Source organism: Leifsonia shinshuensis (genome assembly GCF_022606355.1).
In the GTDB taxonomy this organism is placed as follows: Bacteria; Actinomycetota; Actinomycetes; order Actinomycetales; family Microbacteriaceae; genus Leifsonia; species Leifsonia shinshuensis_B.
Map to the genome: position 1 here is coordinate 696,914 of NZ_JAHHZQ010000003.1, position 24,621 is coordinate 721,534.

At 72.3% G+C, this 24,621-nt stretch carries 29 protein-coding genes; 14 read left to right on the forward strand and 15 right to left on the reverse strand.

Features of this window, described 5'->3' with window-relative positions; all coding sequences use genetic code 11:
* Positions 1-60 precede the first annotated feature (60 nt).
* Genes KNO15_RS14805 through KNO15_RS14815 form a run of 3 tightly spaced genes read right to left on the reverse strand, consistent with a single transcriptional unit; the run spans position 61 to position 1,731 of the window.
* Positions 61-624: a YbhB/YbcL family Raf kinase inhibitor-like protein gene (locus tag KNO15_RS14805; protein ID WP_241704537.1), complete on the reverse strand. Its 564-nt coding sequence runs from the start codon at positions 622-624 to the stop codon at positions 61-63.
* Between the two features lie 59 nt (positions 625-683).
* Complete coding sequence (locus tag KNO15_RS14810; RefSeq protein WP_241704538.1) at positions 684-902, reverse strand: hypothetical protein; 219 nt, start codon at positions 900-902, stop codon at positions 684-686.
* 52 nt (positions 903-954) lie between these two features.
* The gene (locus KNO15_RS14815; RefSeq protein WP_241704539.1) at positions 955-1,731 is read right to left on the reverse strand and encodes a CDP-alcohol phosphatidyltransferase family protein; all 777 of its coding nucleotides are present in this window, start codon (positions 1,729-1,731) and stop codon (positions 955-957) included.
* Positions 1,732-1,841: 110 nt separating this feature from the next.
* Here KNO15_RS14815 and KNO15_RS14820 point away from each other — a divergent pair, with 110 nt between their 5' ends.
* The 7 genes from KNO15_RS14820 to KNO15_RS14850 all read left to right on the forward strand — a co-directional run bounded on the left by KNO15_RS14820 (position 1,842) and on the right by KNO15_RS14850 (position 8,525).
* Positions 1,842-2,819 carry a zinc-dependent alcohol dehydrogenase gene (locus KNO15_RS14820; RefSeq protein WP_241704540.1) on the forward strand — a complete coding sequence of 326 codons (978 nt, stop codon included), beginning with the start codon at positions 1,842-1,844 and terminating at the stop codon, positions 2,817-2,819.
* Complete coding sequence (locus KNO15_RS14825) at positions 2,819-3,217, forward strand: 6-pyruvoyl trahydropterin synthase family protein (RefSeq protein ID WP_241704541.1); 399 nt, start codon at positions 2,819-2,821, stop codon at positions 3,215-3,217. Before KNO15_RS14820 ends, KNO15_RS14825 begins: the two co-directional genes overlap by 1 nt.
* Entirely contained in the window at positions 3,214-4,278 is a 1,065-nt protein-coding gene (locus KNO15_RS14830) for a glycosyltransferase family 4 protein (protein WP_241704542.1), read from the forward strand. Before KNO15_RS14825 ends, KNO15_RS14830 begins: the two co-directional genes overlap by 4 nt.
* Positions 4,275-5,093 (forward strand): SAM-dependent methyltransferase, encoded by an 819-nt coding sequence (locus tag KNO15_RS14835; protein ID WP_241704543.1) that lies wholly within the window; start codon positions 4,275-4,277, stop codon positions 5,091-5,093. The genes KNO15_RS14830 and KNO15_RS14835 overlap by 4 nt, the downstream gene beginning before the upstream one ends.
* A complete protein-coding gene (locus KNO15_RS14840; protein ID WP_241704544.1) occupies positions 5,090-6,175 on the forward strand; it encodes a lysylphosphatidylglycerol synthase transmembrane domain-containing protein in 1,086 nt (361 codons plus the stop codon). Before KNO15_RS14835 ends, KNO15_RS14840 begins: the two co-directional genes overlap by 4 nt.
* Entirely contained in the window at positions 6,172-6,867 is a 696-nt protein-coding gene (locus tag KNO15_RS14845) for a RibD family protein (RefSeq protein ID WP_241704545.1), read from the forward strand. Before KNO15_RS14840 ends, KNO15_RS14845 begins: the two co-directional genes overlap by 4 nt.
* A 71-nt stretch (positions 6,868-6,938) precedes the next feature.
* A complete protein-coding gene (locus KNO15_RS14850; protein ID WP_241704546.1) occupies positions 6,939-8,525 on the forward strand; it encodes a CDP-alcohol phosphatidyltransferase in 1,587 nt (528 codons plus the stop codon).
* A 98-nt stretch (positions 8,526-8,623) separates the two neighbouring features.
* Here the strand turns inward: KNO15_RS14850 and KNO15_RS14855 are convergent, their stop codons facing one another.
* Complete coding sequence (locus KNO15_RS14855) at positions 8,624-9,805, reverse strand: MFS transporter (RefSeq protein ID WP_241704547.1); 1,182 nt, start codon at positions 9,803-9,805, stop codon at positions 8,624-8,626.
* A gap of 98 nt (positions 9,806-9,903) precedes the next feature.
* Here KNO15_RS14855 and KNO15_RS14860 point away from each other — a divergent pair, with 98 nt between their 5' ends.
* Positions 9,904-10,302, forward strand: a complete 399-nt coding sequence (locus tag KNO15_RS14860) for a hypothetical protein (protein ID WP_241704548.1) — start codon at positions 9,904-9,906, stop codon at positions 10,300-10,302.
* 3 nt (positions 10,303-10,305) lie between these two features.
* On the opposite strand, the gene KNO15_RS14865 is transcribed toward KNO15_RS14860, so the two are convergent.
* Entirely contained in the window at positions 10,306-10,710 is a 405-nt protein-coding gene (locus tag KNO15_RS14865; RefSeq protein ID WP_241704549.1) for a hypothetical protein, read from the reverse strand.
* An 8-nt stretch (positions 10,711-10,718) separates the two neighbouring features.
* Positions 10,719-11,384, reverse strand: coding sequence for a DUF433 domain-containing protein (locus KNO15_RS14870; protein ID WP_241704550.1), 666 nt, complete (start codon positions 11,382-11,384; stop codon positions 10,719-10,721).
* Positions 11,385-11,735: 351 nt separating this feature from the next.
* Here KNO15_RS14870 and KNO15_RS14875 point away from each other — a divergent pair, with 351 nt between their 5' ends.
* Together KNO15_RS14875 and KNO15_RS14880 are read left to right on the forward strand one after the other, a co-directional pair.
* Positions 11,736-12,518: an alpha/beta fold hydrolase gene (locus tag KNO15_RS14875; RefSeq protein WP_241704551.1), complete on the forward strand. Its 783-nt coding sequence runs from the start codon at positions 11,736-11,738 to the stop codon at positions 12,516-12,518.
* 56 nt (positions 12,519-12,574) lie between these two features.
* Entirely contained in the window at positions 12,575-12,994 is a 420-nt protein-coding gene (locus KNO15_RS14880; RefSeq protein ID WP_241704552.1) for a hypothetical protein, read from the forward strand.
* Here the strand turns inward: KNO15_RS14880 and KNO15_RS14885 are convergent.
* Positions 12,982-13,671: a GNAT family N-acetyltransferase gene (locus KNO15_RS14885; RefSeq protein WP_241704553.1), complete on the reverse strand. Its 690-nt coding sequence runs from the start codon at positions 13,669-13,671 to the stop codon at positions 12,982-12,984. The two genes, KNO15_RS14880 and KNO15_RS14885, sit on opposite strands and share 13 nt — an antisense overlap.
* A 6-nt stretch (positions 13,672-13,677) precedes the next feature.
* Positions 13,678-14,001, reverse strand: a complete 324-nt coding sequence (locus KNO15_RS14890) for a hypothetical protein (RefSeq protein WP_241704554.1) — start codon at positions 13,999-14,001, stop codon at positions 13,678-13,680.
* Positions 14,002-14,160: 159 nt separating this feature from the next.
* Here KNO15_RS14890 and KNO15_RS14895 point away from each other — a divergent pair, with 159 nt between their 5' ends.
* Together KNO15_RS14895 and KNO15_RS14900 are read left to right on the forward strand one after the other, a co-directional pair.
* Complete coding sequence (locus KNO15_RS14895) at positions 14,161-14,457, forward strand: hypothetical protein (RefSeq protein WP_241704555.1); 297 nt, start codon at positions 14,161-14,163, stop codon at positions 14,455-14,457.
* Positions 14,458-14,529: 72 nt separating this feature from the next.
* Complete coding sequence (locus KNO15_RS14900) at positions 14,530-15,066, forward strand: dihydrofolate reductase family protein (RefSeq protein WP_241704556.1); 537 nt, start codon at positions 14,530-14,532, stop codon at positions 15,064-15,066.
* A gap of 79 nt (positions 15,067-15,145) precedes the next feature.
* On the opposite strand, the gene KNO15_RS14905 is transcribed toward KNO15_RS14900, so the two are convergent.
* The 3 genes from KNO15_RS14905 to KNO15_RS14915 form a co-directional block, all read right to left on the reverse strand.
* On the reverse strand, positions 15,146-15,787 hold the full coding sequence (locus KNO15_RS14905) for a winged helix-turn-helix transcriptional regulator (RefSeq protein ID WP_241704557.1): 642 nt from the start codon (positions 15,785-15,787) through the stop codon (positions 15,146-15,148).
* A 5-nt stretch (positions 15,788-15,792) separates the two neighbouring features.
* A complete protein-coding gene (locus KNO15_RS14910) occupies positions 15,793-16,230 on the reverse strand; it encodes a VOC family protein (protein ID WP_241704558.1) in 438 nt (145 codons plus the stop codon).
* Between the two features lie 108 nt (positions 16,231-16,338).
* A complete protein-coding gene (locus KNO15_RS14915) occupies positions 16,339-17,139 on the reverse strand; it encodes a thioesterase family protein (protein ID WP_241704559.1) in 801 nt (266 codons plus the stop codon).
* A 45-nt stretch (positions 17,140-17,184) separates the two neighbouring features.
* Here KNO15_RS14915 and KNO15_RS14920 point away from each other — a divergent pair, with 45 nt between their 5' ends.
* Positions 17,185-17,322 (forward strand): hypothetical protein, encoded by a 138-nt coding sequence (locus KNO15_RS14920; RefSeq protein WP_241704560.1) that lies wholly within the window; start codon positions 17,185-17,187, stop codon positions 17,320-17,322.
* A 16-nt stretch (positions 17,323-17,338) separates the two neighbouring features.
* Here the strand turns inward: KNO15_RS14920 and KNO15_RS14925 are convergent, their stop codons facing one another.
* On the reverse strand, positions 17,339-19,879 hold the full coding sequence (locus tag KNO15_RS14925) for a polynucleotide kinase-phosphatase (protein ID WP_241704561.1): 2,541 nt from the start codon (positions 19,877-19,879) through the stop codon (positions 17,339-17,341).
* Complete coding sequence (locus KNO15_RS14930; RefSeq protein ID WP_241704562.1) at positions 19,876-21,288, reverse strand: 3' terminal RNA ribose 2'-O-methyltransferase Hen1; 1,413 nt, start codon at positions 21,286-21,288, stop codon at positions 19,876-19,878. The genes KNO15_RS14925 and KNO15_RS14930 overlap by 4 nt, the downstream gene beginning before the upstream one ends.
* Before the next feature lie 189 nt (positions 21,289-21,477).
* On the opposite strand from KNO15_RS14930, the gene KNO15_RS14935 reads away from it, so the two are divergent.
* Entirely contained in the window at positions 21,478-22,212 is a 735-nt protein-coding gene (locus KNO15_RS14935) for a hypothetical protein (RefSeq protein WP_241704563.1), read from the forward strand.
* Positions 22,213-22,325: 113 nt separating this feature from the next.
* Here the strand turns inward: KNO15_RS14935 and KNO15_RS14940 are convergent, their stop codons facing one another.
* The gene (locus tag KNO15_RS14940; protein ID WP_241704564.1) at positions 22,326-23,678 is read right to left on the reverse strand and encodes a hypothetical protein; all 1,353 of its coding nucleotides are present in this window, start codon (positions 23,676-23,678) and stop codon (positions 22,326-22,328) included.
* 13 nt (positions 23,679-23,691) lie between these two features.
* Positions 23,692-24,441, reverse strand: coding sequence for a polyprenol monophosphomannose synthase (locus KNO15_RS14945; RefSeq protein ID WP_241704565.1), 750 nt, complete (start codon positions 24,439-24,441; stop codon positions 23,692-23,694).
* Positions 24,442-24,621: the final 180 nt, after the last annotated feature.

A 24,621-nucleotide genomic window follows, 5' to 3' on the forward strand; every position in this document is an offset into this window, starting at 1 on the left:
CCTCATCCCGCGCGGATGAGGGCGTTCTGCGTGTCCTCCGGGGCTCCGGGGCTCCGGGGCTCAGGGGTTCTCGTACGTGCCGTCGAGGCGCGCCCGGGCGATGACATGGTCGCGCATCGCGCGGACCACGTCCTCCAGGCCGAACGACGCGGGGAGGTCGAGGCGGCGATCCACGGCGAAGAGCTGGAAGACATACGAGTGCGGCCCGTGCGACGGCACGGGCATGGGGCCGTGCCAGCCGCGCGAGCCGAGCGAGCCTCGGCCGTACGTCACGCCGACCGGCGGGGTACGGCGGCTGAGCGCGGCCTCGGGGAGGCCACCGAGCGCCGGGTCGATGCCGCGCGCGATCGTGTGGACCGCCGGTTGCCTCCGCGGAGCGTCGGGGTCCTCCACGACCAGCACCAGCTCCTCGGTCGCGACCGGCGGCGCCGTCCACGCGAGCGCCGGAGACAGATCCTGTCCGAACAGCCGCCCCTTGTACTCGGCAGGGATGGGAGCGCCGCTGTCGAAGGCGGGACTCGTCAGGGTGAACGACTCGGGCGCCTGGAGGCCGGGACGCTCCCAGACGACTTTGTCGTGACCGGCGCGGCGGTCGCGCAGCGCGCGTCCGATGGGGTTCGGCATGGTGGTGCGGCCTCTCGGTCGGGAGTGGCGGGTGCGGGACTTACCGAATATACGTCGCGCTAGCCGATGAAGGACGCATCCGGTCCGGTCTCCCCCGTGTTCTCGTGCGTCGGGTCGCGCAGCTCGCTGAGCTCGGCGACCGCGCTCTCGATCGCATCGAGCGCGAGTCGCACCGGCTCGACCCACGCGTCGGCCGCGACGGCTGTCGCGCCCGCTGCTGCGGCGAGCTTCGCGCGTGCGACGCGGATGGCCTCTTCAGCCGTCTCCAGATTGTCCATGTGCGTATTGTCGCCCGGCCGCCGTCGAGCGTCGAGGGGCACGCACACGCCCCTATTCCTGGGTTTTGAGGGCGTTTGCGTGCCCCTCGGCGGGTTCGGGCAGCGCGGCGGGCGCGGCGGGCGCGGCGTGCCTGCGGCGCGCGAGCCAGAGCGTGTCCCGGGCGAAGGACTCGAGGAGGAGGGCGAGGGCCAGGGCGACCAGCAGGCTGTCGAGACCGGGCAGGAGGCCGCTGGCGGCGACCGCCAGCGCGATCCCCGCGTACGCGGTCACCACCTTGCGCCAGTAGCGGTACGGCAGCGTCGCCCGCATCCACGGCAGCATCCACCCGGTCACGACGAACGCGTAGCGCAGCGCCCCGATCGCGATCGTCCAGAACCCGAGGGCGGGCGCGACGTACACGCTCAGCACCAGCAGGAGGAACGCATCGACCTCCATGTCGAAGCGCGCGCCGAGCTCGCTCGTCGACCCGGTGCGGCGCGCGACCCAGCCGTCCACCGCGTCGAGTGCCAGCGTGGGAACCACCAGGCCCACCAGCAGCGCGACCGGGATCGGGTCCGTGAACGACGCCACGACCAGCCCGGTGATCAGCCCGACCAGGGCGGACCGCATCGAGGTCACCATGTTCGCCGGCCCGAACCGCTCCGACCTGCGGCGCTGGAGGCCGCGGATCAGCAGCGCGTTCGAGACCGCCAGATAGGCGACGACGGCGAGCCAGCCGGAGGCCGGAAGCGGCATCGTCCACCAGGCCGCCCCCAGGACCCCGGCGAGCAGCACCACCATCGCACCCGCACCGGCCCAGCCGATCGCCGCGAGTTGAACCCTTTTCACCTGCGCCTCGTGTCTCGTCTGTGAACGCGGCCGCGCTGTCAACCCTTGTGTCGACCGGCCTTGTCTTAACACGCTGCACGTGGACGGATGGTTCAGGAAGGGGTGATGACGTGCTCGAAGCCATGGCATTCTGGGTCGAGGAACCCGGGGTCGGCGCTCTGCGACGCCTCCCCCTCGCCGCCCCCGCTCACGGAGAGGTGCTCGTCCGCACCCTGTTCACCGGTGTCAGCCGGGGCACCGAGTCGACGGTCTTCGCCGGCCGCGTGCCCGAGGGCCAGCGTGCGCTGATGCGCGCGCCGTTCCAGGAGGGCGAGTTCCCCGGTCCGGTGAAGTACGGCTACCTGAACGTCGGCGTCGTCGAGCAGGGACCTCCCGAGCTCACCGGCCGAACGGTGTTCACGCTGTTCCCGCACCAGTCGGTCTTCGTGGCGCCGGCCTCCGCCGTCGTGCCGGTGCCGGAGGCGGTGCCGCCTCGTCGGGCGGTGCTCGCGGGCGTGGTCGAGACGGCGGTGAACATCCTCTGGGACGCGGCGCCGCTCGTCGGCGACCGGATCACGGTCGTGGGCGCCGGGATGGTCGGCTGCTGCGTCGCCCGGCTCGCCCGCGGCCTCCCTGGCACCGATGTGACGCTGGTCGACGTCGAGCCGTCGCGACGACGGATCGCCGACGCGCTCGGCGTGCACGTCAGCGCACCGGAGTCCGCGCCGCACGACCGCGACCTCGTCATCAACACGAGCGGTTCGGAGGCCGGGCTGCGGCTCGCGCTCCAGACGGTCGTGACCGAGGGAGTGATCATCGAGGCGAGCTGGTACGGCGACCGCGGCGTGAGCCTGCCGCTGGGCGAGGACTTCCACTCGCGCCGGCTCACCATCCGCTCGAGCCAGGTGGGAGTCGTGCCGCCGGCCCGGCGTGATCGCCGCAGCACGACGGACCGGCTCGCGCTCGCGCTCGACCTGCTGCGGGATCCGGCGTTCGACGACCTGCTCACCGGGGAGTCGTCGTGGCGGACGCTGCCCGACATGCTCGCGCAGCTGTCCGCCGACCCGGGCGACACGATCTGCCACACGATCGACTGGAGGGATGCCTGATGCCGTACACGGTCACCGTGCGCGACCACCTGATGGTGGCGCACAGCTTCACCGGGGAGGTCTTCGGCCCCGCCCAGCGCCTCCACGGTGCGACGTTCGTCGTGGACGCGACTTTCGGCGCCGACGAACTCGACGCGGACGGGCTGGTCGTCGACATCGGCCGGGCGACCGCCGCGCTCGCGGAGATCACCGGTGCGCTGACGTACCGCAACCTCGACGACGAGCCGGAGTTCGCGGGGACGAACACGACGACGGAGGTGCTCTGCCGGGTGATCGCCGACCGGCTGGCGGCGCGCGCGGCGGCCGGGGAGCTCGGCCGCCCCACCGGGCTGACCTCCGTGTCGGTCACCCTGCACGAGTCGCACATCGCGTGGGCCGGCTATTCGAGGCCGCTGTGAACGGCGGCCGGGCGGTCTTCTTCGTCGTCCCCGACGCGATCGACGACCCCGACCGCGTCAGCGGCGGGAACCGCTACGACCAGCGCGTGCGCGACGGCCTCCGCGCCGACGGCTGGGCGGTGCGGATGGTGCTCGTCACCGACCGCGGCGCCGGCCCGACCGCCGGGGCGCTCGCGCAGCTGCCCGAGAACGCGCTGGTGCTCGTCGACGGGCTGCTCGCCACGCGCGAACCGGCGGCGCTGACGGTGCACGGCGCACGCCTGCGCCTCGTCGTCCTCGTGCACCTGGTCGCCGACGCGCCGACCGACGACCAGACCGCGGCCCTGCGCGCCGCGCGACGCATCATCGCCACCAGCGACTGGACGCGATCCGAACTGCTGGAGCAGGACGCCGCCGACCCGCACCGCATCGTCGTCGCCCATCCCGGAACCGACCCGGCGCCCGCGACCCGGCCATCCGCCTCGGGAGGCCGCCTGCTGTGCGTCGCGACGGTCGCGCCGCACAAGGGCCAGGACCTTCTCGTGCGCACGCTGATCGGCTTCGCCGACCGCGACGACTGGACGTGCAACGTCGTCGGCTCGCTGCGCGTCGACCCCGACTTCGTGGAGGCGCTCCGCGCGGAGATCGACGCCGTCGGACTGGCCGGCAGAGTGCGGTTCACCGGTGTGCTCACGGGTCGAGCGCTGGAGGCCGCGTACGCCGACGCCGACCTGATGGTGCTGCCCTCCCGCACCGAGAGTTACGGCATGGCGGTCGCGGAGGCGCTCGCGCACGGCGTCCCCGTGCTCGCGACGGCGGTCGGAGGTCTCCCCGAGGCGATCGCGGTGCCGGGAGCCGCGGTGCTCGTGCCGCCCGACGATGTCTGGGCGCTGCACGTCGTGCTGCAGCAGTGGTGGACCGACCCCGCGCTGCGGAGCGCCAGGGCGACCGCCGCGTTCCAGGCGCGTGCGGCCGGGCGGTCGTGGAGTACGACGACGTCGATCGTCGCTGCAGCCCTCGACGCGGCGCTCGCGGACGTCGGGCGGACCGACCCTGGCCGAACGGAGGCCGTGCCCTCATGAGCGAACTCCTGGAGGTCAGCGTCGACTGGCTCGCGTTGCGCGAGGCGGAGGACGCCCGCGCGCGGTCGGCCGCGCTCGCGGACGCCGTGCCCGGACTGCTCGGCGCCGGTCCCGTCACGGTGCACGACCTCGGCAGCGGCACAGGATCCATGATGCGCTGGCTCGCACCGCGCCTCCCCGGGCCGCAGACCTGGGTGCTGCACGACTGGAACGCGAGCCTCACGGCGCGCGCGTCGGAGGGGCCGCGCCCGAACGACCGGTCGGGGCGGCCGGTCGAGCTCCGCTCGCGCATCGGCGAGCTCGACCGGCTCGACACGTCCGCGCTGAGCGGGGCGTCGCTCGTGACCGCCTCCGCACTGCTGGATGTGCTGACGGCGGCCGAGGCGCACGCCATCGTCGATGCGTGCCTGGTGGCGGGCGCGCCCGTGCTCCTGTCCCTCAGCGTCACGGGCGACGTCGCGCTCACGCCGTGGGACCCGCGCGACGTCCGATTCGCGCGCGCGTTCAACGCGCACCAGCGCCGGGAGGTCGCCGGCCGCCGGCTCCTCGGCCGCTACGGCGCCACCCTGGTCGGCGGGCTGTTCGGGATGGCCGGCTGGCGCGTCCGCACGGCGCTCACGACCTGGCGGCTCGATCGGCGGGAGCCGCTCCTCCTCGAGGAGTGGTTCGACGGCTGGACCGGCGCAGCGGTCGAGCAGGAGCCCGGGCTGCTCCGCGAGGCCGCAGAGTACCGGGAGCTGCGGTGGGCGCAGCGGTCGCGCGGGGAGCTCGTGGCGACGGTGTACCACCTCGATCTGCTGGCGTGGCCGCGATGACCCTGCACGCGGCGGAGGCCGGGACGGCGGGCGCGGCCGGGACGGCAGGCGCGGCCCGAAGAGCAGGCGCGGCCCGGAGAGCAGGCGCGGCCGTGAAGCCGCGCAGCGCCGAGAGCACGACCCTGCCGGCGGCGGTCCGCCTCCGGCGGCTGGTCGCCTCCCACCGGGCGCGTGTCGTCGTCCGGACGCTCGTCGGCGCGGCGGTGCTCGTCGCGATCGTCGCGCGGGTCGGCGCCGGGCCGTTCCTCCACGGCCTCCTCAGTCTCGACGCCTCCGCCGTCGCCGCATCGCTCGCGCTCTTCGCCGTCGCGACCGCGGCCGCGGCGTGGCGCTGGACGCTGATCGCCCGCCGGCTCGGCGCCTCCCTGCGCTGGCGGACCGCCGTCGGAATGTACTACCGATCCCAGCTGGTCAACACGGTGCTCCCGGGCGGAGTGATCGGGGACGTGCAGCGGGCGGTCGATCACGGCCGTGCGTCCGCGCAGGCCGGGGGCGCGGGAGTCGGCGCGGCGGCCCGCGCCGTCGCGATCGAGCGCATCCTGGGTCAGAGCGTGCAGGTCGTGCTCTCCCTCGCCGTGCTGGCCGTGGTCGGCGACGAGTACGAGGGCGTGCTGCTCCCCACCGTCGGCATCGCGCTCACCGCGGTCGCGGTCGGCGGCGTCGCCGTGACGATCGGCAGCCGGCGGGTCCGCAGCCTCCTGCGCAGGGAGGCCGGCGAGCTCCGCGCCGGGCTCGGCTCGCTGCGCGTCGGCGCGCAGGCCGTCGTCGCCTCCATCGTCGTCTTCGGCTGCCACCTCGCCATCTTCGCGATCGCGGCGACCGCCGTCGGAGCGTCCGTCCCGCCCGATCGCCTGCTCGCTCTCGCGATGGTCGTCCTGCTCGCCGCCTCCCTCCCGTTCAACGTCGGCGGCTGGGGGCCGCGCGAGGGCGCGGCCGGCTGGGCGTTCGCGGTCGCCGGGCTCGGAGCGGCGACGGGGGTGTCGGCGGCCACGCTGTACGGCATCCTCGCCTTCGTCGGCATCCTGCCCGGAGCGATCGCCGCAGTGTCGTCTGCCATCGTGCGGAGGAGACTGCGGTCATGAACGACCTGCCGTACGTCACCCTCAGCTGCTGCGTCTCGCTCGACGGCTACCTGGACACCGCGCGGCCGCCCAAGCTCGCGCTGTCGAACGACGCGGACTTCGATCGGGTGGACGAAGTGCGCGCCCAGAACGACGTCATCCTGGTCGGCGCGCGGACCGTGCGGCGCGACGATCCGCGCCTCCTGGTCCGCAGCAGCGAGCGGCAGGATCGGCGGGAGGCTGCAGGGAGGTCGCGCACACCGTGGAAGGCGACCGTCACCGTGTCGGGCGACCTGGACCCCTCGGCTCGGTTCTTCACCCTGGGCGACACCACGAAGCTCGTCTACAGCCCGCGCCGTGCGGCGGACGGCCTCCGTCGGCGGCTCGGCGACCTGGCGACCGTCGTCGCGCTCGACGACGACGTCCGGATGGTCGACCTCCTCGGCGACCTCGGCGCCCGCGGTGTCCAGCGGCTCATGGTGGAGGGCGGCGGCACGACCCTCACCGAGTTCCTCGCCGCCGAGCTCGTCGACGAGCTGCAGGTCGCGATCGCACCGTTCTTCGTCGGCGACCCCGCCGCTCCGCGGTTCGTCGGGCCCGCGGACTTCCCCTGGACCAGCGACCGGAGGGCCCGGCTCGCGGAGGCGCGGCCGATCGGTGACGTCGTGCTGCTGCGCTACGCGCTCTCCGGGCGGTTCGTCGAGTCGCCATGATCCGCCGGACGAGCAGCACACCCCGCAGGGGCCGGGCGCGGCGCCCGCGCTCTCGAGCGTGGTCCGCTGTCGTGACGGTGCTCAGTGCCGTCACCGTGTTCGTCGCCGCCGTCGCACCGGGGCTGATCGACTCCGGTTCGCCGCTGGCGCTCGCGCGCCTGCCGCTCGAGTGCCTGCTCGCGCTGGTGGCGTTGATCCTGCTGCCGTGGCGCTGGGTGCGCCGCGCGATCGCGGTCCTGGCGGCTGTGCTCCTCGTGGCGGCGGCGATCCTCGCAGCACTGGACCGCGTCTTCCTCTCGACAGTCGGGAGGCCGTTCGACGTCGTGTCCGGCTGGTCGGAGCTCGTGGACGGTTACGGCGTCGTCAGCGACTCCGCCGGATCCCTCGGGGCACTCGCCCTCCTCGTCCTCATCGGCCTCCTGATCGTCGCCGCGGTCGTCGCCGTCGCGGCCTCCCTGCTGCACCTGGCCCGTGTGCTCGGCCGGCGTCGGAGGGCCAGCCTGATCGGAGCGTCGGTCCTCACCGCCGGCTGGCTGGTGCTCGCGCTCGTGGGCGCGCAGGTGGTCGCGGGCGAGCCCGTCGCCGCGGCGGACTCGATCACGGCAGCGGCCTCCACCGTCGCCCAGGTGGAGGTCTCGGCGCGCGACCGTGCGGTCTTCGACCGGTCGGCGGCGAGCGACCCGTACTCGCGGCTGCCCGCCTCCGACCTCCTCACCGGCCTGAAGGGCAAGGACGTCCTCGTGGTGTTCGTCGAGAGCTACGGGCAGGTGGCCGTGCAGGGCACACCGTTCGCTTCCGGAGTGGACTCCGTCCTCCGCAGCGGTGACGCGGAGCTCGCGGCACACGGGTACTCCGAGCGCAGCGCCTTCCTCACCTCCTCGACGTTCGGCGGCATCAGCTGGCTCGCGCACTCGACGCTGCAGACCGGACTCTGGGTCGACTCGCAGCAGAAGTACGACCAGGTCACGGCCACGACGCGGTTCACGCTCAGCGACGCCTTCCGCAAGGCCGGCTGGCGGACCCTCAGCGACGTGCCGTCGGACACCCGGCCGTGGTCGATCGGGAGCTCGTTCTACCACTTCGGCACGCAGCTGAACGCGAAGAACGTCGGCTACCGCGGCCCCGCCTTCAGCTACGCGCGGGTGCCGGACCAGTACACGTGGGCGTACCTCCAGAAGCACGAGCTCGGGGTGCCGCACGCCCCGCTGATGGCCGAGATCGACCTGGTGTCGTCGCACACCCCGTGGACGCCGCTGCCCCGGCTGGTCCCGTGGGACGCCGTCGGCGACGGCTCGGTCTACGACCCGCAGCCCGCGGAGGGCCTCCCGCCGAGCGTCGTCTGGCAGAGCCCGCAGCACGTGCAGCAGCTCTACGGCCAGTCGATCGAGTACACGATGGGTTCGCTGTTCTCGTTCCTGACCACGTTCGACGACCCCGACCTGGTGCTCGTCGTGCTGGGCGACCACCAGCCGGCCACCGTCGTCAGCGGCGTCGGCGCGAACCACCAGGTGCCGATCAGCATCATCTCGAAGGACCCGACGGTGATCGACCGGATCGGCTCCTGGAAGTGGGAGCCCGGGATGCTGCCGTCGCCGCGCGCGCCGGTGTGGCGGATGGACGCGTTCCGCGACCGATTCCTGGCCGCCTACGGACCGTGAGCGCGGGCTCGAAGGGCACGTAAGCGCCCCTTCCCGCGGGTTTTAGGGGCGTTTGCGTGCCCCTCGGCGTCCGGACGTGGGCGTCCGGACGTCGGCGGCTACGGGTCCGCGGGGAAGGAGCGGCGCGCGGTGAGCACGACGACGAGGCCCGCGAGCACGAGCACCGCACCCGAGAACGGCAGCCAGCCCAGCCCCGGGCCGGCGAGCACGGCAGCGCCCACGGCGGCGCCGGCGCCGATGCCGATGTTCGCCGTCGAGTTGATGAGCGCGCCGATCACCTCCGGTGTCGCTCCCCGCGTGCGGATCGCGGCCGTCTGGAACACGGACGCCACCCCTCCGAAGCCCGCGCCCCACACGACGGCGGCGGCCAGGACCCCGGCCGGCGCAGGGAAGGCCAGGCCCACACCGATCAGTCCGAGCGTCACCGCGGAGAGCAGGATCAGCACGGTCGCACGCGGACGGCGATCGAGAGTGGCGGCGGCGAACCAGGTGCCGACCAGGCCGACCGCGCCCATCCCCAGCAGCACAGGACCGACGGACGCGGCCGGGAGGCCCGTCGCCAGCAGCAGGACCGAGACGAAGGTGTAGACGGTGAACTGCCCGAGGTAGACCACGGCGTTGGCGGTCGACACGACGGCCAACCGGGTACGGCGCGCACCGACGCCCTCCCCCCTGTGTGCGGAACCGCCTCCCGGCACCGGGGGCAGCAGCACGGCGACGATCACGACGGCGAGCGCACACACCCCGGCGAGCACACCGAACGCGGCACGCCAGCCCAGGGCGGTGCCGAGCGAGGTCGACACCGGCACGCCCAGCACGAAGCCGGCGGAGGCGCCCGCTGTGACCAGCGCCAGCGCCCGGCCCGTGTACGCGGTCGCGACGAGCCGGGAGGCGTAGCCGATGCTGACGGAGAAGAAGAGGGCGTGCGCGACCCCGCCGAACGCCCGGCCGGCCGCCAGCACGGCGAAGTCCGGTGCGACGGCGACGACGGCGTTGCCCACGGTGTACGCGACGAGCGTGGCGACCAGCAGGCCCTTGCGCGAGAACCGCGCGGTCAAGAGCGTCAACGGAACGGCCAGCACCGCGACCATGAACGCGTACACGGTGACGAGCAGGCCCGCGATCGAGTCGGACACCTGCATGTCGTGCCCGATGGCCGGCAGCAGGCCGACCGGCAGCATCTCGGTCGTCACCGCGAGGAAGGTCGCGAGCGTCAGCGCGACCAGGCCGCCGGCGGCATCGCGAACGGTACCGGGGGTCCAGGCCGACGCAGGAGGCATGAGTGCGATGCTAGACGCGATTGAACCCATCCCCGTGTTCGTTCGTGTTCCCGATGAGGCCTTCACGCGGGAGGCCCGGACCGGAAGCGGGTAACACCATGACCGAAAGCCGACAGGGTCCCCTGTGGCTCCTGCGCATCCTCAGTGCGATCATCCTCGCCGCCACCGGCGGCATCCACCTGTTCCTCATCTTCGACGGCGTCGGCGGGCTGCTGGGCACGCTCTTCGTCCTGAACGCCATCGCAGCCTTCGTGCTGGCGGTCGGCATGCTGGTGCTGCACGGCACGTGGCTGCGCGTGGCCACCGTCCTCTCGCTGCTCTTCCTGATCGCGAGCCTCGTGGCACTGCTCCTCGCCCTCACGGTCGGCCTGTTCGGCATCACCGAGGTGTGGAGCTTCACCCTCGTGCCGGAGACCGTGGTGATCGAGGCTCTCGGGATCGTGGTGCTGGCGGTCACGTCGGGGGTGGCGATCCGGCGGGGGGCTCGGGTGGCGTAGTCGCTAATCGAGCAGGCGCAGCGGAAGCAGGCCGTGGCCCGTCACACTGAAGATGTACGGGCCCTGCTTCGAGTCCGAGCGCCGGAAGATCGCGCGATCGTGGTCGAGCAGCCTCTTGGCTTTCGCCTCGCCGGTAAGCTGACTGCTCCCGAGAGCGAACACACGCGCTCCCGCCGCGACGACCGCCCGCGCTTCGAGGGGCCGCTTCGCGATCGCCTTGTCGCCCGTGAGTAAGATCTCGCCCTCCGAAGTGGCGTCCTCGATCCAGTCGATGTCCGCGAGCTGCTGCGCTGTCACGGAGCCATACCGCTCACGCATACTCACGACAACCCATCCTGCGGACCGCAGAGCCTCAGGGACGAGATGGTCTCCGAGACTCCTGTCGCAGAAGAACCGACGGCCCGACATCCTATGGCTTAGGCAGCCGCGAGGGCCAGATTCTCTACGGTCGCGTTCGGGAGGTCGAAGTCGGCGGCGACGTCCTGCATCGACTCGCCCGCCGCAATGCGCGCGAGGATGTCGTCGACCCGGACGCCGTAGTCGGTGAGCGTGGGCTGTCCGAAGTTGATCGCCGGATCGAGCGTCCAGTCCGCACCGGCCGCTCGGGGGATGCGCAACTGCCCGATGAAGCCGTCCCGGTAGTCCACGTGCTTGAGGTGCTCTCGCACGATCTCACCGAACATCGCATGACCGTTGCGGACGACGACCAACCGGTTGTCATCGAAGGCGCTGTCCCTCTCTCGAAGATCCCAGAGGATATCGGCGCCGTCTGTCTTAAGCCGGTCGCTCGCTAGTGCGTGCTCGAGCCCTATCTGCGTGCGGAGTTGCTCGAGCGCAGGTCGGATCCGCGCCACCGGCACGCCCGCTCTCGTGAAAGCACGGACGATCCAGGCCTCCGCAAGACCGACGAACGGGACGGTGTAACCACGGCCCGGACGCTCGACGGTGATGAACGGCGACATACGATTGCCCGCCGTGGTCGTGTATCCGGTCGCCCAGTGATTGAATGTCGACCGAGGCATCCCGATCAAGTCAGCCGCCTCGCCTTGCGCGTAGAGCGGGGTCATCAGCAGCTCATCCACAATGTCCCCTCCCGGAGTCGGCTCAATGAGAAATACTACCGGAGCGCGCACCTGCCGAGACGCGTCGCCGCTCCGAAAGGTGCCGAGACGTGCTCGACGAAGCGGAAGGCTCCCCGGGGCGCAGGATGCAGCACACCTCCGCAGGAACGGCGTCCGCGTCGGTGACCGTGCAGAGCACGAGCGATGAGATGACGGTGTCGGCCGGTGCTCTCGGCCATCCGCTCGCGAAGGTCGAGGCGAACGCCATGTCGGGCGGCCGACGCGCGCATGCAGCGGTTGGCTCCATCGCGTCGGCCTGCGGTGCGGAGCTGCACCCGTCCTCAGCACTGCCGCCGACTACGATGGCCCGACATGGACGACCTCACGCTGACCCGACCCGGTGCGACCCTCGCCTACGACAGCTCGGGCGATGGACCGCTCGTGGTGCAAGCCCATGGCCTGACCTCGAGCCGTGACGCGGAGCTGGAGCTGCTCGATGTGCGGGCCCTGGCGGACGACGGCCACCGGCTGGTCCGCTACGACGCGGCCGGGCACGGGCGGTCTCCCGGCTCCGACGACCCGGAGCGCTACCGCTGGACCACGCTCGCGGACGACCTGATCGCCCTGCTCGACGAGGTCGGCGGGCAGGAGCCCGTCGACGCCATCGGCATCTCGATGGGAACGGGCACGATCCTGACGGCGGCCGTGCGGCATCCCGAACGCTTCCGTCGGCTCGTGCTGGGGCTGCCGCCGACGGCGTGGGACACCCGTCCGGCGCAGGCCGCCCTCTACGGGCAGATGGCGGACATCATCGAGACGCGAGGCTGGGAGGGGCTGGAGCAGTTGCTGGCCGCCGCGCCCGTGACGCTGCCGCCGGTGATGGCGGAGCGGGAGCTGACACCGCGATTCGAGCTGCGGCCGGAGACAGCGCCGACGGTGCCGCGCGGTGCCGCGCTCTCCGACCTCCCGGCGCCGGACGAGCTCGCGACCCTGCGGATGCCGGTGCTGCTGCTGCCGTGGGCCGGCGACCCGGGCCACCCGCTCGCGACCGCCGAGCGGCTGCGCGAGCTCCTGCCCGGCTCGCAGCTGTTCGTCGCCGAACACGCCGCCGACGCCGACACCTGGCCGGAGCGGATCGCCGCGTTCCTCCGCTGAGGAGCGGTCGAGGGGCAGCTGAGGCGTCGACCTCGATGCACGCTAGGGTGAGGCCGATGGCCGCCCTCCGGTATGTGCGATTCCGCTCGCCCACTCCCAACGCCCGCGGCGTGCAGGTCGGCATGTTCGCCCTGGCCAACGGGCTCGAGCGCGTCGGCGCGTTCACCCCGGAGGAGAGCGAACGGTGGAGGCGCGCCAACGCCTGGTTCGAGGCCGCGTATCCGGAGCCCACGTCGATCGACCCGTGTGTGTACGATCGCACCGCGAACCCGGGGGCGGTGGCCTGGTTCAGACGCACGGCCGTCGAGCTGATCGAGATGACGACGCTCTACGCGGAACTGCTTGACGCGCATCAGGTGGCATGGGAGCGGGTCGAGACGGACGACCCGGGGCGGGTGATCTACGAGGACGCTGTTCAGGCGATCGCGGTACCACGCTCCGGCACCGCAGGCGTCGCGGGATCTCACTGGATCTGAGGCAGCCGGATCCCCAGGTTCCTGCCGTAGCGCTGCAGCCCCAGGCTCCCGGCGAGAGCGACCGAGGCCGCGTTGTCCTCGCGGCAGCGCCACCGCGCGATCCCGGCCTCCCGGGTCGCCGCGCTCAACGCGACGGACGCCACCGCCCTGCCGAGGCCGAGACCGCGGACTTCGGGAGCGACGAGGAGGCCGACATCCGTATGGCCGCCGACCCATCCGCCCAGTGCGGACACGGCGACGAGAGTCTTTCCGTGCCAGAGCCCGAACCGGATGGCGTCGGGCTCCACGACGCCGGACTCCTCGACCTCCTCCGGCTCGATGCGCTCGACCATCCGCAGCACCTCGGCGGGATCGGGGTGGACCTCCGCGATGGTCGGCGCCACGCTCGCGCTCCCGAGATAGTGGGCGGCAGGGCCGAGGACGACCGGCGATGCATCACCGAGCACCTCTCGCCAGGCACGGGGGTCCAACGCGACATCGTGGGAGATCTCCTCGACCTCTGGGCGGCGCAGGCTCGGTGCGCGCACGCGGACCGTCCCGCCGAGGCTCAGCACGTAGATGCCGGCTCCGGGGTCGTCGACGTAGGTCGTGTGCAGGCCGGGCCGCCGCAGCTCACGCGTCTCGACGCCGAAGACGCCCGCCCAGTATTCGTCGGCGCGGTCGGTCGGAGCGCTCACGCCACCTCAGGAGTCCATCCCGACCGCGGGCTCGCCGACGAACTGGTGCGCCTCGCCGGCGAGCTCCGGCCAGTCCTCGGCCTCGGAGACGGCGACCCAGGCGCCCTTCGGCTCGGCCCGGCCGGCGGCGACGGCGGACGCGACTCCGCGGCCGACGAGGTCGGCGGCGCGCGAGGGCGGCAGGTCGGTCACGAGGGCGTCGTCGTCGAGATACGCGAAGAGCCGGCCGCGCACGTGGAGGCCGGTGACCGTCAGCGACACGTCCAGGTCGGGGTCGTTGAGCAGTTGGGTGGAGAGCAGGTCGAAGGCGACGTCGGGGCGGTCGGTCATGGCGATCCTCTCGATCGGGTCAGGATCCTATCGAACCGGAATCGTCGCCACACCGCTAGGTGCGATCCGTTCGTGGCGACGGCTGTCGATTTCGGGCCGGTCGGCACGTCGTAGGGGTGAACAGCTGCCGACCGGCAGCGCGAGACGAGGAGGACGACGATGACGAAATTCGTTCTGCTGTACCAGGGCGGTGCGGCACCCCAGAGCCCCGAAGAGGGCGAACAGCTGACGAAGGCGTGGGTGGAGTGGTTCGGCAGGGCCGGTGACGCCATCCTCGACCGCGGCAACGCCTTCGGCGCGTCGACCGCCGAGGGGGCCGACCTGCCCGCGAGCGGAGTCAACGGATACTCGGTCGTCGAGGCCGGCTCGGCCGCCGCGGTGGACGGGCTGCTCGTGGGGCATCCGCACCTGGCCTCCGGTGGCCGGATCGAGATCCACGAGACCATCGACATGTGAGCAGGCGTGCGCGCCGGACGCGCGGTCGCGTCCGGCGCGCCGCGTAGGGTGGCCTCAGCCGAGGAGGTTCCGATGCGGAAGATCGTGGTCTACGAGTTGCTGTCCCTCGACGGGGTGGCCGAGGACCCCGACGCGTTCATCGTCGGCTGGGACGACGACATGGACGCCGAGCTCGGCGCCGTGATCGGGACGCAGGGTGACGTGATCCTGGGGCGCCGCAGCTACGACGAGTGGTCCCGGTTCTGGCCGACGAGCACGATCGAGCCGTTCGCCACGTTCATCAACGGGGTGGCGAAGCACATCGTCACGTCGACGCCGCTCGACGGGCGGTGGGCGAACGCCACTGCCGTCGACGGCGACCCTGTCGCGTTCGCGCGGCGGCTGAAGGAGGGCGACGGCGGCGACATCGGGGTGCACGCCAGCATCTCGGTCGCGCGCACGCTGCTGGCGGCCGGCGTTGTCGACGAGCTGCGGCTCGTGATCGCGCCCCGGATCGCCGGGGCCGGACGCCGGCTTCTCGACGGCCTCCCGCCGCTGCGGCTCGAGACGATCCGCAACGTCACCTCGGCGACGGGGTATCTGCTCGTGGACTACCGCATCGCGCACTGACCACCCGCCGAGGGGCACGCAAACGCCCCTAAGTGCGTGTTTTAGGGGCGTTTGCGTGCCCCTCGGCGTCAGGTGCGCGTCAGGCGGCCAGATGGAAGGTGCTCGCGAAGCGCGACAGGAGGTCGCCGGAGCCGCGGAGCACCTCCACCACTCCCGTCTCGATGGCGCGGGCCGGGGCGAGTTCGCCCGAGATGAGCCGATGGAGGCCCGGGCCGCTCGCGAAGGCGAAGTCGACGGGACCCTCGCCGCGCGCCACCGCGAGCGTCGGACCGTCCACCCGGATGAACAGGCTGCCCTCGCCGAAGCGGGCACCGTACGCCGTCGACGGGAGCGTGGCGGCGACCTGCGGCTGGAACGCGGTGCGCAGCGAGATCGCCATCGAGTCCGGGGTGACGATCTGCTCCTGGCGCGGATCCTCCATCGCCTTGAACCCCCAGGCGCCGAGCGCGAGCACGATCGGTTCGAGCTCCCGGCCGTAGGGCGTCAGCTCGTAGAGGATGATGCGGGAGCGCGGCGCCCGGCGGATGATGCCGGCCGCCTGCAGCTCCTTGAGCCGCGCCGCCAGGATGTTGCTCGGGATGCGGGGCAGTCCCGCCGCGAGCTCCCCGTAGCGGCGCGGCCCGACGAGCAGGTCACGGACGATGAGCAGGGCCCAGCGCTCCCCCACCAGCTCCAGGCCGCGCGTGATGCCGTCGTACTGGCCGTAGTCTCGCGCGACCATCGGCCTCAGGCCTGCTGGTTCAGGTACGCCTCGGGGCCCTGCTGCGCCGCGACCGGGTCCATCCAGCCGAACTCGAGGATGTTGCCGTCGGGGTCGGCCAGCTGACGCTGGTACATGAAGCCGTAGTCGGCGGCCGGACGCTCCTCGACGCCACCGGCGGCGACGCCGTCGGCGATCGTCTTGTCGACGACCTCGCGGCTGTCGAGCATGATCGAGGTGGATGCCGACACGGTCTTGGAGGGCTCGCCGACCGGGCGGTCGGAGAACGTCGAGAAGAACTCGCGCGTGACGATCATGAAGTAGTTGTGGTCTTCGTCGACGACGACGCAGGCGGCGTTGTGGTCGGTGAAGAGCGGGTTGATGGTGAAACCGACGGCCGTGTAGAACGCCTTCGCGCGCTCCAGATCGGTCACCGGCAGGTTGACGAACATCATCGCGGTCATCGTGGTTCTCCCTTGTCGTGGATCGCTGTTGTTGAGACCCATACTTGCAAAAAACAAGTGGGTCGTCAAGACCCGGATCCCCCTGCCGTGCGGGACGTGCGGGACGCCCTATTCGGTCAGCCGCCGCACCGTGAGCGCCTGCTCGGCGAAGCCCACGGCTCCGTCCCGATCGTGCAGCACCGAGTGCGTGACACCCAGGCCGGTGGCCCCGAACACGACCTCCGTGTCGAGCCCGAGCCAGCCTCCGCTCGGCGCCCGGTGCAGGTGGATGGTCAAATCGACGTTCGGGAACATCCACCGGGTCGGATGCTCGCGCACGGCGACGCCGTTCGCGGTGTCGACCAGGGTGATCCAGGCGGCGACCGGGTCGACCTCCTCGCCGTCGACGAGGGCGCAGTGCGTCGACAGCCACGCGATCCCGCGCCCGGCCTGCGGCGGCTGCACGGCACGCGAGTCGAGGGAGGCGACGTAGCCGCCGATCCAGTCGTCCGACATCGACCACGGCACAGCGGTCTCCGGCGACGGCAGCGCGGCGGGCGCTCCGCCGGCGACCTCCGCGGTGTCGAACGCGGAGAGCAGCCAGGCGCGCGCCCGCACGGCCGTGCGCCCGTGGATGACGACCGTCGCTTCGAGGAGCTCGATGGTGCGGCCGGGCCGGATGGTCTGGACGGCGACCTCCACGTCCGCGAGGGCGAGGAAGCCGAGGATGTCGAAGCTGATCCGCGCGAGCTGGAGCTCCGGTCCGTCGGAGTTCGCGGCGAAGCGCAGGATCTCGTGGGTGATCAGACCGCCCAGCGGGCTGAAGTGCATCTCGTCGTCGGCCCACGCACCGCCCGCGTGCCGGGTCGGGGCGTACCTCCCGTCGCCGAGGGGGACGAAGTAGGCATCGGGGGTCGTCTGAGCATCCACGTCTCCAACCTAGGCGCAGTGGGTGGAACGGGAGAGACTGTGGGCATGAACAGAGAGAAGCGGCAGCGGGAGGCCGACGCCGAAGCCCGCGCGCAAGCGGCGGAAGCAGTGGAGGCCACGGAGACGGACGACGGCTTCGTCGACGCCGACGAGACGCTGGAGGCGGAGGAGGAACCGGGCTAACGCCCGGCCGCGCCGCTCACAACCGCGGGTCGACCGGCTCGGACTCCATCGCGAGCACGGCGAAGACGGCCTCGTGCACGCGCCACAGCGGCTCGTGCTCCACGAACCGGTGCAGCGACTCGAGGCCGAGCGCGTACTCGCGCAGTGCCATCGACCGCTTGTGGCCGACGTTGCGGTCGCGCAGCCGCTCCAGGTTCGACTCCTCGGTGTACTCCGGTCCGTAGATGATGCGCAGGTACTCCCGTCCACGCACCTTGATGCCCGGCTGAGCCAGCCCGCGCTCGTTCCTCACGAGGCCGGCCGCCGGCTTGACGACCATCCCCTCGCCGCCGGCGTCGGTGAGCGCCGACCACCAGGCCACCGCGGCGTCGACCGACCCGGGGTCGTCCAGGTCGATGGCGATGCACCGTGTCGCGCGGATCAGGACGGGGTCGGCCTCGACCAGCCGGTCGGCGAGCGCGAGGTGCCACGCGTGCTCGCGCTCGGCGTAGACGGCGCCCTCGCCCGCGAGCACCTGGAACGGCGCGAGCTGCACGCCGTCGATGCCGTCCGTGCGCCGCACATACCGGCCGTACGCTTCGGTGTACAGGGCGGCATCGGCCTCCCGCCGACGGGTCCGGTCGAGGATCGACGCGACGTCGAGTCCGCGCGCGGCAGCCTGCTCCAGCGTCGCCACCGCGGCGGGAAGCGCCGAGGAGGCGGCGGCGCCGACGGCGGCGTACTGCTCGCGGATGAGCGCTCCGGCCTTCAGCGACCAGGGGAGGATCTCGCCGTCGAACAGCAGCCAGTCGGTGCCCAGTTCGCTCCACAGCCCGGCGCGGGAGACCGCGTCGTGCAGGCGCGACAGGAAGAGGGTCTCGTCGTCGGCGCTGGGGAAGAACCGGCGTCCGGTACGGGTGTGGACGATCCCGGGCCAATCCGGGTCCGCGCCGAACCGGGCACCGTCGCGCGTCACGAGCGTGACCGCGCGCGAGCCCATGTGCTTCTCCTCGGCGAGGAGGCTCGTGACTCCGCTCTTGCGGTACGCGGCGAACGCCTCGTCGGGGTGCTCCAGCATCCCGGGCCGCGAGGACGGCGCGGGCGGCGACATCGTCGGCGGCAGGTAGAGCAGCCGGCGGGGATCCACCGCCCACCTGCTCATGGTCTCCAGCGCACCGAGGGCGAACTCCGGGCGCAGCCGGATCTTGCCCGACGTGCGCGTCTCCACGATCGGTGTGTCCAGCACGTCGTCGATCCGGAGGACGTCGCCCTCGCGCTCCGCGGAGGCGTCCACGGCGAGCGCGAACGGCCGTGCCGGCTCGCTCCACACCTGCTCGGCCGCCACCGAAACCAGCTCCTTCTCGGGATACCGCAGCGCCGTGAGCGCGCCGCCGAAGACGCAGCCGGTGTCGAGGCACATCGTGTTGTTGACCCACTCGGCGCGCGGCACCGGCGTGTGCCCGTAGAGCACGGTGGCCGCCCCGCGGTAGTCGCGCGCCCAGTCGAGGCGCACCGGGAGGCCGTACTCGTCCTTCTCGCCGGTGACGTCACCGTAGAGCGCGAACGCCCTGACGCGTCCCGACGCCCTGCCGTGGTACTGCTCGGGGAGTCCCGCGTGCGCGACCACGAGCCTGCCGTCGTCCAGCACGAAGTGCGAGACCAGCTCGCGGCAGAACCGCTGCACCTCGTCCCGGAACTCCGGGGTCTCCGCCGCCAGCTGCGCCAGGGAGACCTCCAGGCCGTGCGCCACCGTCACCGTGTCGCCGCGCAGCGCACGGGCGAGCTTGTCCTCGTGGTTGCCGGCGACGGCGACCGCGTGACCGGCGCCGACCATCCCCATCACGAGTCGCAGGACGCCAGGGGTGTCGGGACCGCGGTCGACCAGGTCGCCCAGGAAGAGCGCGCGGCGGCCCTCCGGGTGCACCGCGTCGATCGGCCGGCCCCGGTCGTCGCGCTGGAGGTCGTAGCCGAGCCGTTCGAGCAGCGCTTCCAGCTCGGACCGGCAGCCGTGCACGTCGCCGATGACGTCGAACGGCCCGTGGTCGTCGGTGCGGTCGTTGAGCAGGCGGGTGCGGACGATGGTCGCCTCGTCGATCTCGGCCTGGTCGCGGAGGATGTGCACCGTCCGGAAGCCCTCGCGGCGCAGCCCCGCCAGTCCCCTGCGCAGTTGCGTGGACTGCCGGCGGATGACTTCCGCTCCGAAGCCGCGGTCGTCGCGTGCCTCGGTGCGCTCGATGGCGACGCGCTCCGGCACGTCGAGGACGATCGCGACGGGCAGCACGTCGTGCTCCTTGGCCAGCGCGACCATCGATTTGCGGGCCGCTGGCTGCACGTTCGTCGCGTCGATGACGGTGAGCAGGCCGTTCCGCAGCCGGGTGCCGGCGACGTAGCGCAGGGCGTCGAAGGCGTCGCCCGTTGCGCTCTGGCTGTTCTCGTCGTTGGAGACCAGCCCGCGGAAGGCGTCGCTCGACAGCGTCTCCCACGCGCCGAACTTCTCGCGCGCGAAGGTCGACTTGCCCGAGCCGCTGACGCCGACGAGCACGACGAGCGAGGTGGCGGGGACGGCGAGCTCGGTCATGCGGCGACCTCCACACGGAACAGTGCGAGCTGCGTCGGTGGCCCCAGCACGGGATCGGGGTCACCGACCGCGCGGAACTCCACCCGGTAGCCGTAGCGGTCCGCGACCCCGCCGGCCCATGCGGCGAGTTCCGCCCGCGTCCACTCGAAGCGGTGATCCGGATGGCGGAACGCACCGGCCGCCAGGGACGGATACCGCGCGTTGTACTCGGCGTTCGGCGTGGTGAGAACGACGGCCGCGGGCTTCGCGAGGCCGAACACAGACCGGGCCACCGCGTCCAGGCGCTCGGGCTCGATGTGCTCGACGACCTCCATCAGCACGATCGCGTCGAGCCCGGCGATGCGGTCGTCCTGATACGTGACGGACGAGGGATGCAGCGTGATGCGGTCGCGCTGGGCGTCGCTGCGCTCGGAGAGGTCGAGCCTCCTGGCCGCCGTCTCGAGGGCAGCGGGCGAGACGTCCGTCCCGATGATCCTGGTGTACCGAGGGTCGGCCGCGAGGCGGGAGAGGAGGGCGCCGGGGCCGCATCCCACGTCGGCGACCGAGCGCGCACCGACGTCGTCGAGTGCGGCGAGGACGGCGTCGGCGCGGAGCCGGTTGAGGGGACGCGCGGCCTCCGCGACCGTGGCGTCCTCCGCCTCGCCTCCCGGCTCGGTGAGTGTCCCGGCATCCTGGTCGAGCTCGGCCAGCCGCGCGGTCGCGGCGGCGACGTACTCGCGCTGGTGCACGAGGTACCGCCGCGAGATCAGCTCGCGCTCGGGATGCTGCGGCAGCCAGCCCTCGCCCGCGCGCAGGAGCTTGTCGACCTCGGCGTCGGCGACCCAGTAGTGCTTGGCATCGTCGAGCACCGGGAGGAGGACGTACAGCTGCCGCAGTGCCTCGCCGAGCCGCAGCGAGCCGCGCAGGGTGATCGACGCGTACGGCGACGCTCCCCACTCGGGAAACCGGTCGTCGAGCAGCCCCGTCGACTCCTCCAGCCGCCAGCCGAGCGGCTCGAAGAGGCGGCGAGGGAGGTCGGCGCCTCCGCGCAACGGCACCGCGTGCAGGCCGATCCGCAGGTCGAGCGGCGAGGCGGCGAGTTCGGGGCGCGCATCGCTGCGGCCGGTCATCGCGGTCCGGAAGACCGAGCCGAGCGCGACCGCGAGCATCGACCCCGACGCGTACGGCCGATCGTTGACGTAGTGCCCGAGCGTCCCCGCGTCTCCGCGGAACCGCTTGCTGCGGACCAGCTCGATCGGGTCCACCTCCAGCAGCAGCGCGGCCGTGCAGCTGTGCTCGTCGAGCTCCGGATAGAACACGTGCGCCTGCCCGACGGCCAGGTCGAAGTCGTGGACGCGATCGGGGTGCTTGTGCAGGAGGTAGCCGAGATCGCCCGGGTCGGCACCGCGGTAGGACACGGTCATCAGCATGCGGAGTCCCCCTCGGCTTCCGGATCACGGCGAGCAGGGTGCGCTCGACGAACGGATGGCGCAAGCAGCCTACCGGCCCGCGACGCGCGATACCCGTCCCGAACGGTCCCTTTACGGGACCCGAACATTCGGGAGCGACGCTGAGGGAGGCCGGAAAGACTCCGGCATCCACCTCTGAACGGGAGAACCATGCCAACACGCATCACCGGCCTCGTCGTCGCCGCGGCCGCCGGAATCACCGGCCTCGCCCTGATCGGCTCACCCGCGCTCGCGGACACCACGGCGACCCCGACGCCGAGCCCGAGCGCGAAGTCGCACGCGCCGCGCACCCTGGCCGAGATCCAGGCGGCCGGCGCGAAGGCGACCAGCGACCGCGAGGCGAAGCTCGGCGCCGCGATCACGAAGGTGACCGCCGACAAGGCGCTCAGTTCGAGCGACCGCTCCACGATCCTCGGCACGCTGAACGCCGACCTCGCCGCGATGAAGTCGTCGGCCTCCGCCATCGCAGGCGACACCACGAGGACCCAGGCCGAGGCCGACCTGAAGGCGGTGTATTCGAAGTACCGCGTCTACGCCGTCGCCCTCCCCCAGGCCCGCCTCGCCTCCGACGCCGACCGGCTGACCGGGACGACCCTCCCGAAGCTCACGAAGGAGCAGTCGACGCTGTCCGGGCTGCTCTCCGGCAAGGACAAGGCGAAGTCGACCGCCGCACTGCAGTCCGATCTGAGCGACCTGAGCGCGCAGCTCGCGACAGCCTCCCACGACGCGAGCGGCCAGGCGCCGGCGGCCCTCGCCGTCACACCGAGCGCCTACGACTCGAACCACTCGGCGCTGTCGTCCGTGAAGTCGTCGCTGCAGTCGGCGCGGACGGCGGCCAAGAAGGCGGAGGCGGACGCGAAGGCGATCCGGCAGGCGCTGAAGTAGGGGGCGCCGCTGACCGAGGCACAACCCGACGTGGAAGGCGCCGGCAGCGGGGCACTGGGGACGCCCACCGCCGGCGCCTGCGAACACCGTAGGAGGACCGAACCCAGGAAGGGCTAAGAATCCGGGTCGGAGCCGGCCGGGAGGAGATACCGGCAGGGCACCGTGACCTTCCAGCCGATGGTCTCGTGGAGGTTCACGAACGCGAGCTCGTCGTCGCGCCGGCACTGCTCGCCGGCCGCCGCGAGCTGAGGTGTCCACGCGGGGCCTTCCGACCGCCGCGTCCACTGCGGCCCGGCCTGCGCCAGCACGAGGACGAGCGAGAGCGCCGCCACCGCGGCCGCCGTCCACCGGAGCGCGACGTGCTCCCGGCGCCTCGCCAGTGCGATCGACACCGCGACCAACGGCACGACCGCGAGCAGCATCGACGGGATCACGCCGTACCGGGTCAGCCACGCGTCGCGCAGCTGGCCCGGCGCGAGCGCCGCATAGTCGTAGAAGCCGTTGGGGTTCGTCTCGACGTCGGCCGCGAAGATCAGCGCGGCTCCGCTCAGCGCCGCCACGACGAGCATCCGCTGCGCGCGTGAGCCCCGCACGCCCGCGTACACCGCTGCGGCGAGGAGGACGGCCAGCACGGTCAGGCCCGCGAGCGGCCCGCTCGCGGCGAGCACGGCACCGAGCTGCGACTGCGGGACGGCCAGCGGCATGACCGCGTTGATCAGGAACCCGTAGCCCAGCGACAGCGGGTCGATCCCGGGGTTCGTGTTGTGGGCGCGCGGCCAGCCCAGCGTCACGGCGATCTGGATGAGGAGGCCGGCGACGAGTCCCGCCCTGGCGGCCCAGACCAGCCGATCCCGCCGGTGCAACAGGAGGAGCGGCGTCAGGAACACCGCCTGGATCTCCGTCAGCGCGCCGAAGAATCCCACGATCGAGAGCGCGACTGCGGTCCGCAGTCTGCGGGGACGCGACAGCACGATCCAGAACAGCGCCCACAGGAACAGCGAATGGAGGTTCGCCAGGTTCCCCAGCACCTCGCGCGGCGCGAACGGCGCGAGGACGGTGAGTGCGGCGACCGCGACCCTGGCCGGAAGCCACGGCACGAGGTCGCGGGCGCAGACGAACACGACGACCGCCAGCCCTCCGGCGATCGCGCACGCCGCCGCGGTCGTCGCGAGCGCCCACCAGCCCACGGGCAGCAGCACGACCAGGGCGGCCACCAGGCGGGGCACGGTGTGCAGGTAGCCCGCGTAGGGCTGAACGATCACACCCGGTCCGCCGATGGCCGCGGCGGAGACGAACGTCCTCCCGTCCTCCGCCCAGAAGGTGTCGCGGGCGATCTCCGGCAGCCGGAGCCACGCGATCACGGCACAGCTCGCGCCGAGCAGCAGGAGCAGCAGCCCCGGCCGTCGGGCCAGCGCCTCCGGGAGGCGGAGCCGCCGGGAGCGGGGGACGACCGGAGCGATCGTCATCGTCGCCGCCCGGTCAGCCGATCCCGGCCGGCACGCGCAACCGGAGCGCGACGAGCTGACGCAGGTAGGCCGCGCCGTTGGCGAAGGTCGCCTTCGAGACTCCGGCCGTCCTGGTGCCGAACACGAAGGGGACCTCGATGAGCGACAGGCGGTGCCGGAGGAGGACCTCCAGGAGGATCTTGAACCCCTGGGGATGCATCGAATCGAGCACCAGCGTCTCGCGCCGCACGGCGAAGAACCCGGTCATCGGGTCGGTGCAGTCGCGCAGGCGGCGCGGAAACATCGCGCGCGCGGCGACCGTGCTGGCGGCGGAGACGATGCGGCGCAGCAGGCCGTCGAGGCCGCCGGCGCTGCCGCCGTCGAGGTGACGGGAGGCCACGACGATGTCGGCACCGCGGTCGCGAGCCGCGCCGATCATCCGGGGGAGGTCCTCCGGAGGGTGCTGCAAGTCGCCGTCCATCACGACGACCCAGGGCTGCGTCGCGAGCTCCATGCCGACGAGGACCGCGCCGGACAGACCGCCGACGGGGGTCTCCCGGTGGACGACGGTGATGCGGTGAGGGAGCAGGGCGGCGCGGGTCGACGCCACCAGGGCGGTGTCGTCGGCGGAGTCGTCGACGATCACGATCTCGCTGAGCTCCGGGTCGAGCAGTCGGGCCAGCCGGTCGACGAGTTCACCGATGTTGCCCGCCTCGTCGAAGGTCGGCACCACGACGGAGACCCCCGCCAGGAGGGTGCCCTCGTCGACCTCGCTCAGTTCCATTCCCGGCCCTTCTCTCCCCTCCATTCAAGCTCGCGGGCTCCAATATTCGACACAGAAATCGGGACATATCCTGAATGTCTGCTATGGGTATCCGATCGATCCGCCGGGGTCGTGTGCGTGCGTCGATGGAGGTTCACAGAAACGCCTCCACCTGGGCGTCGGCATCGGCGTCGGCATCGG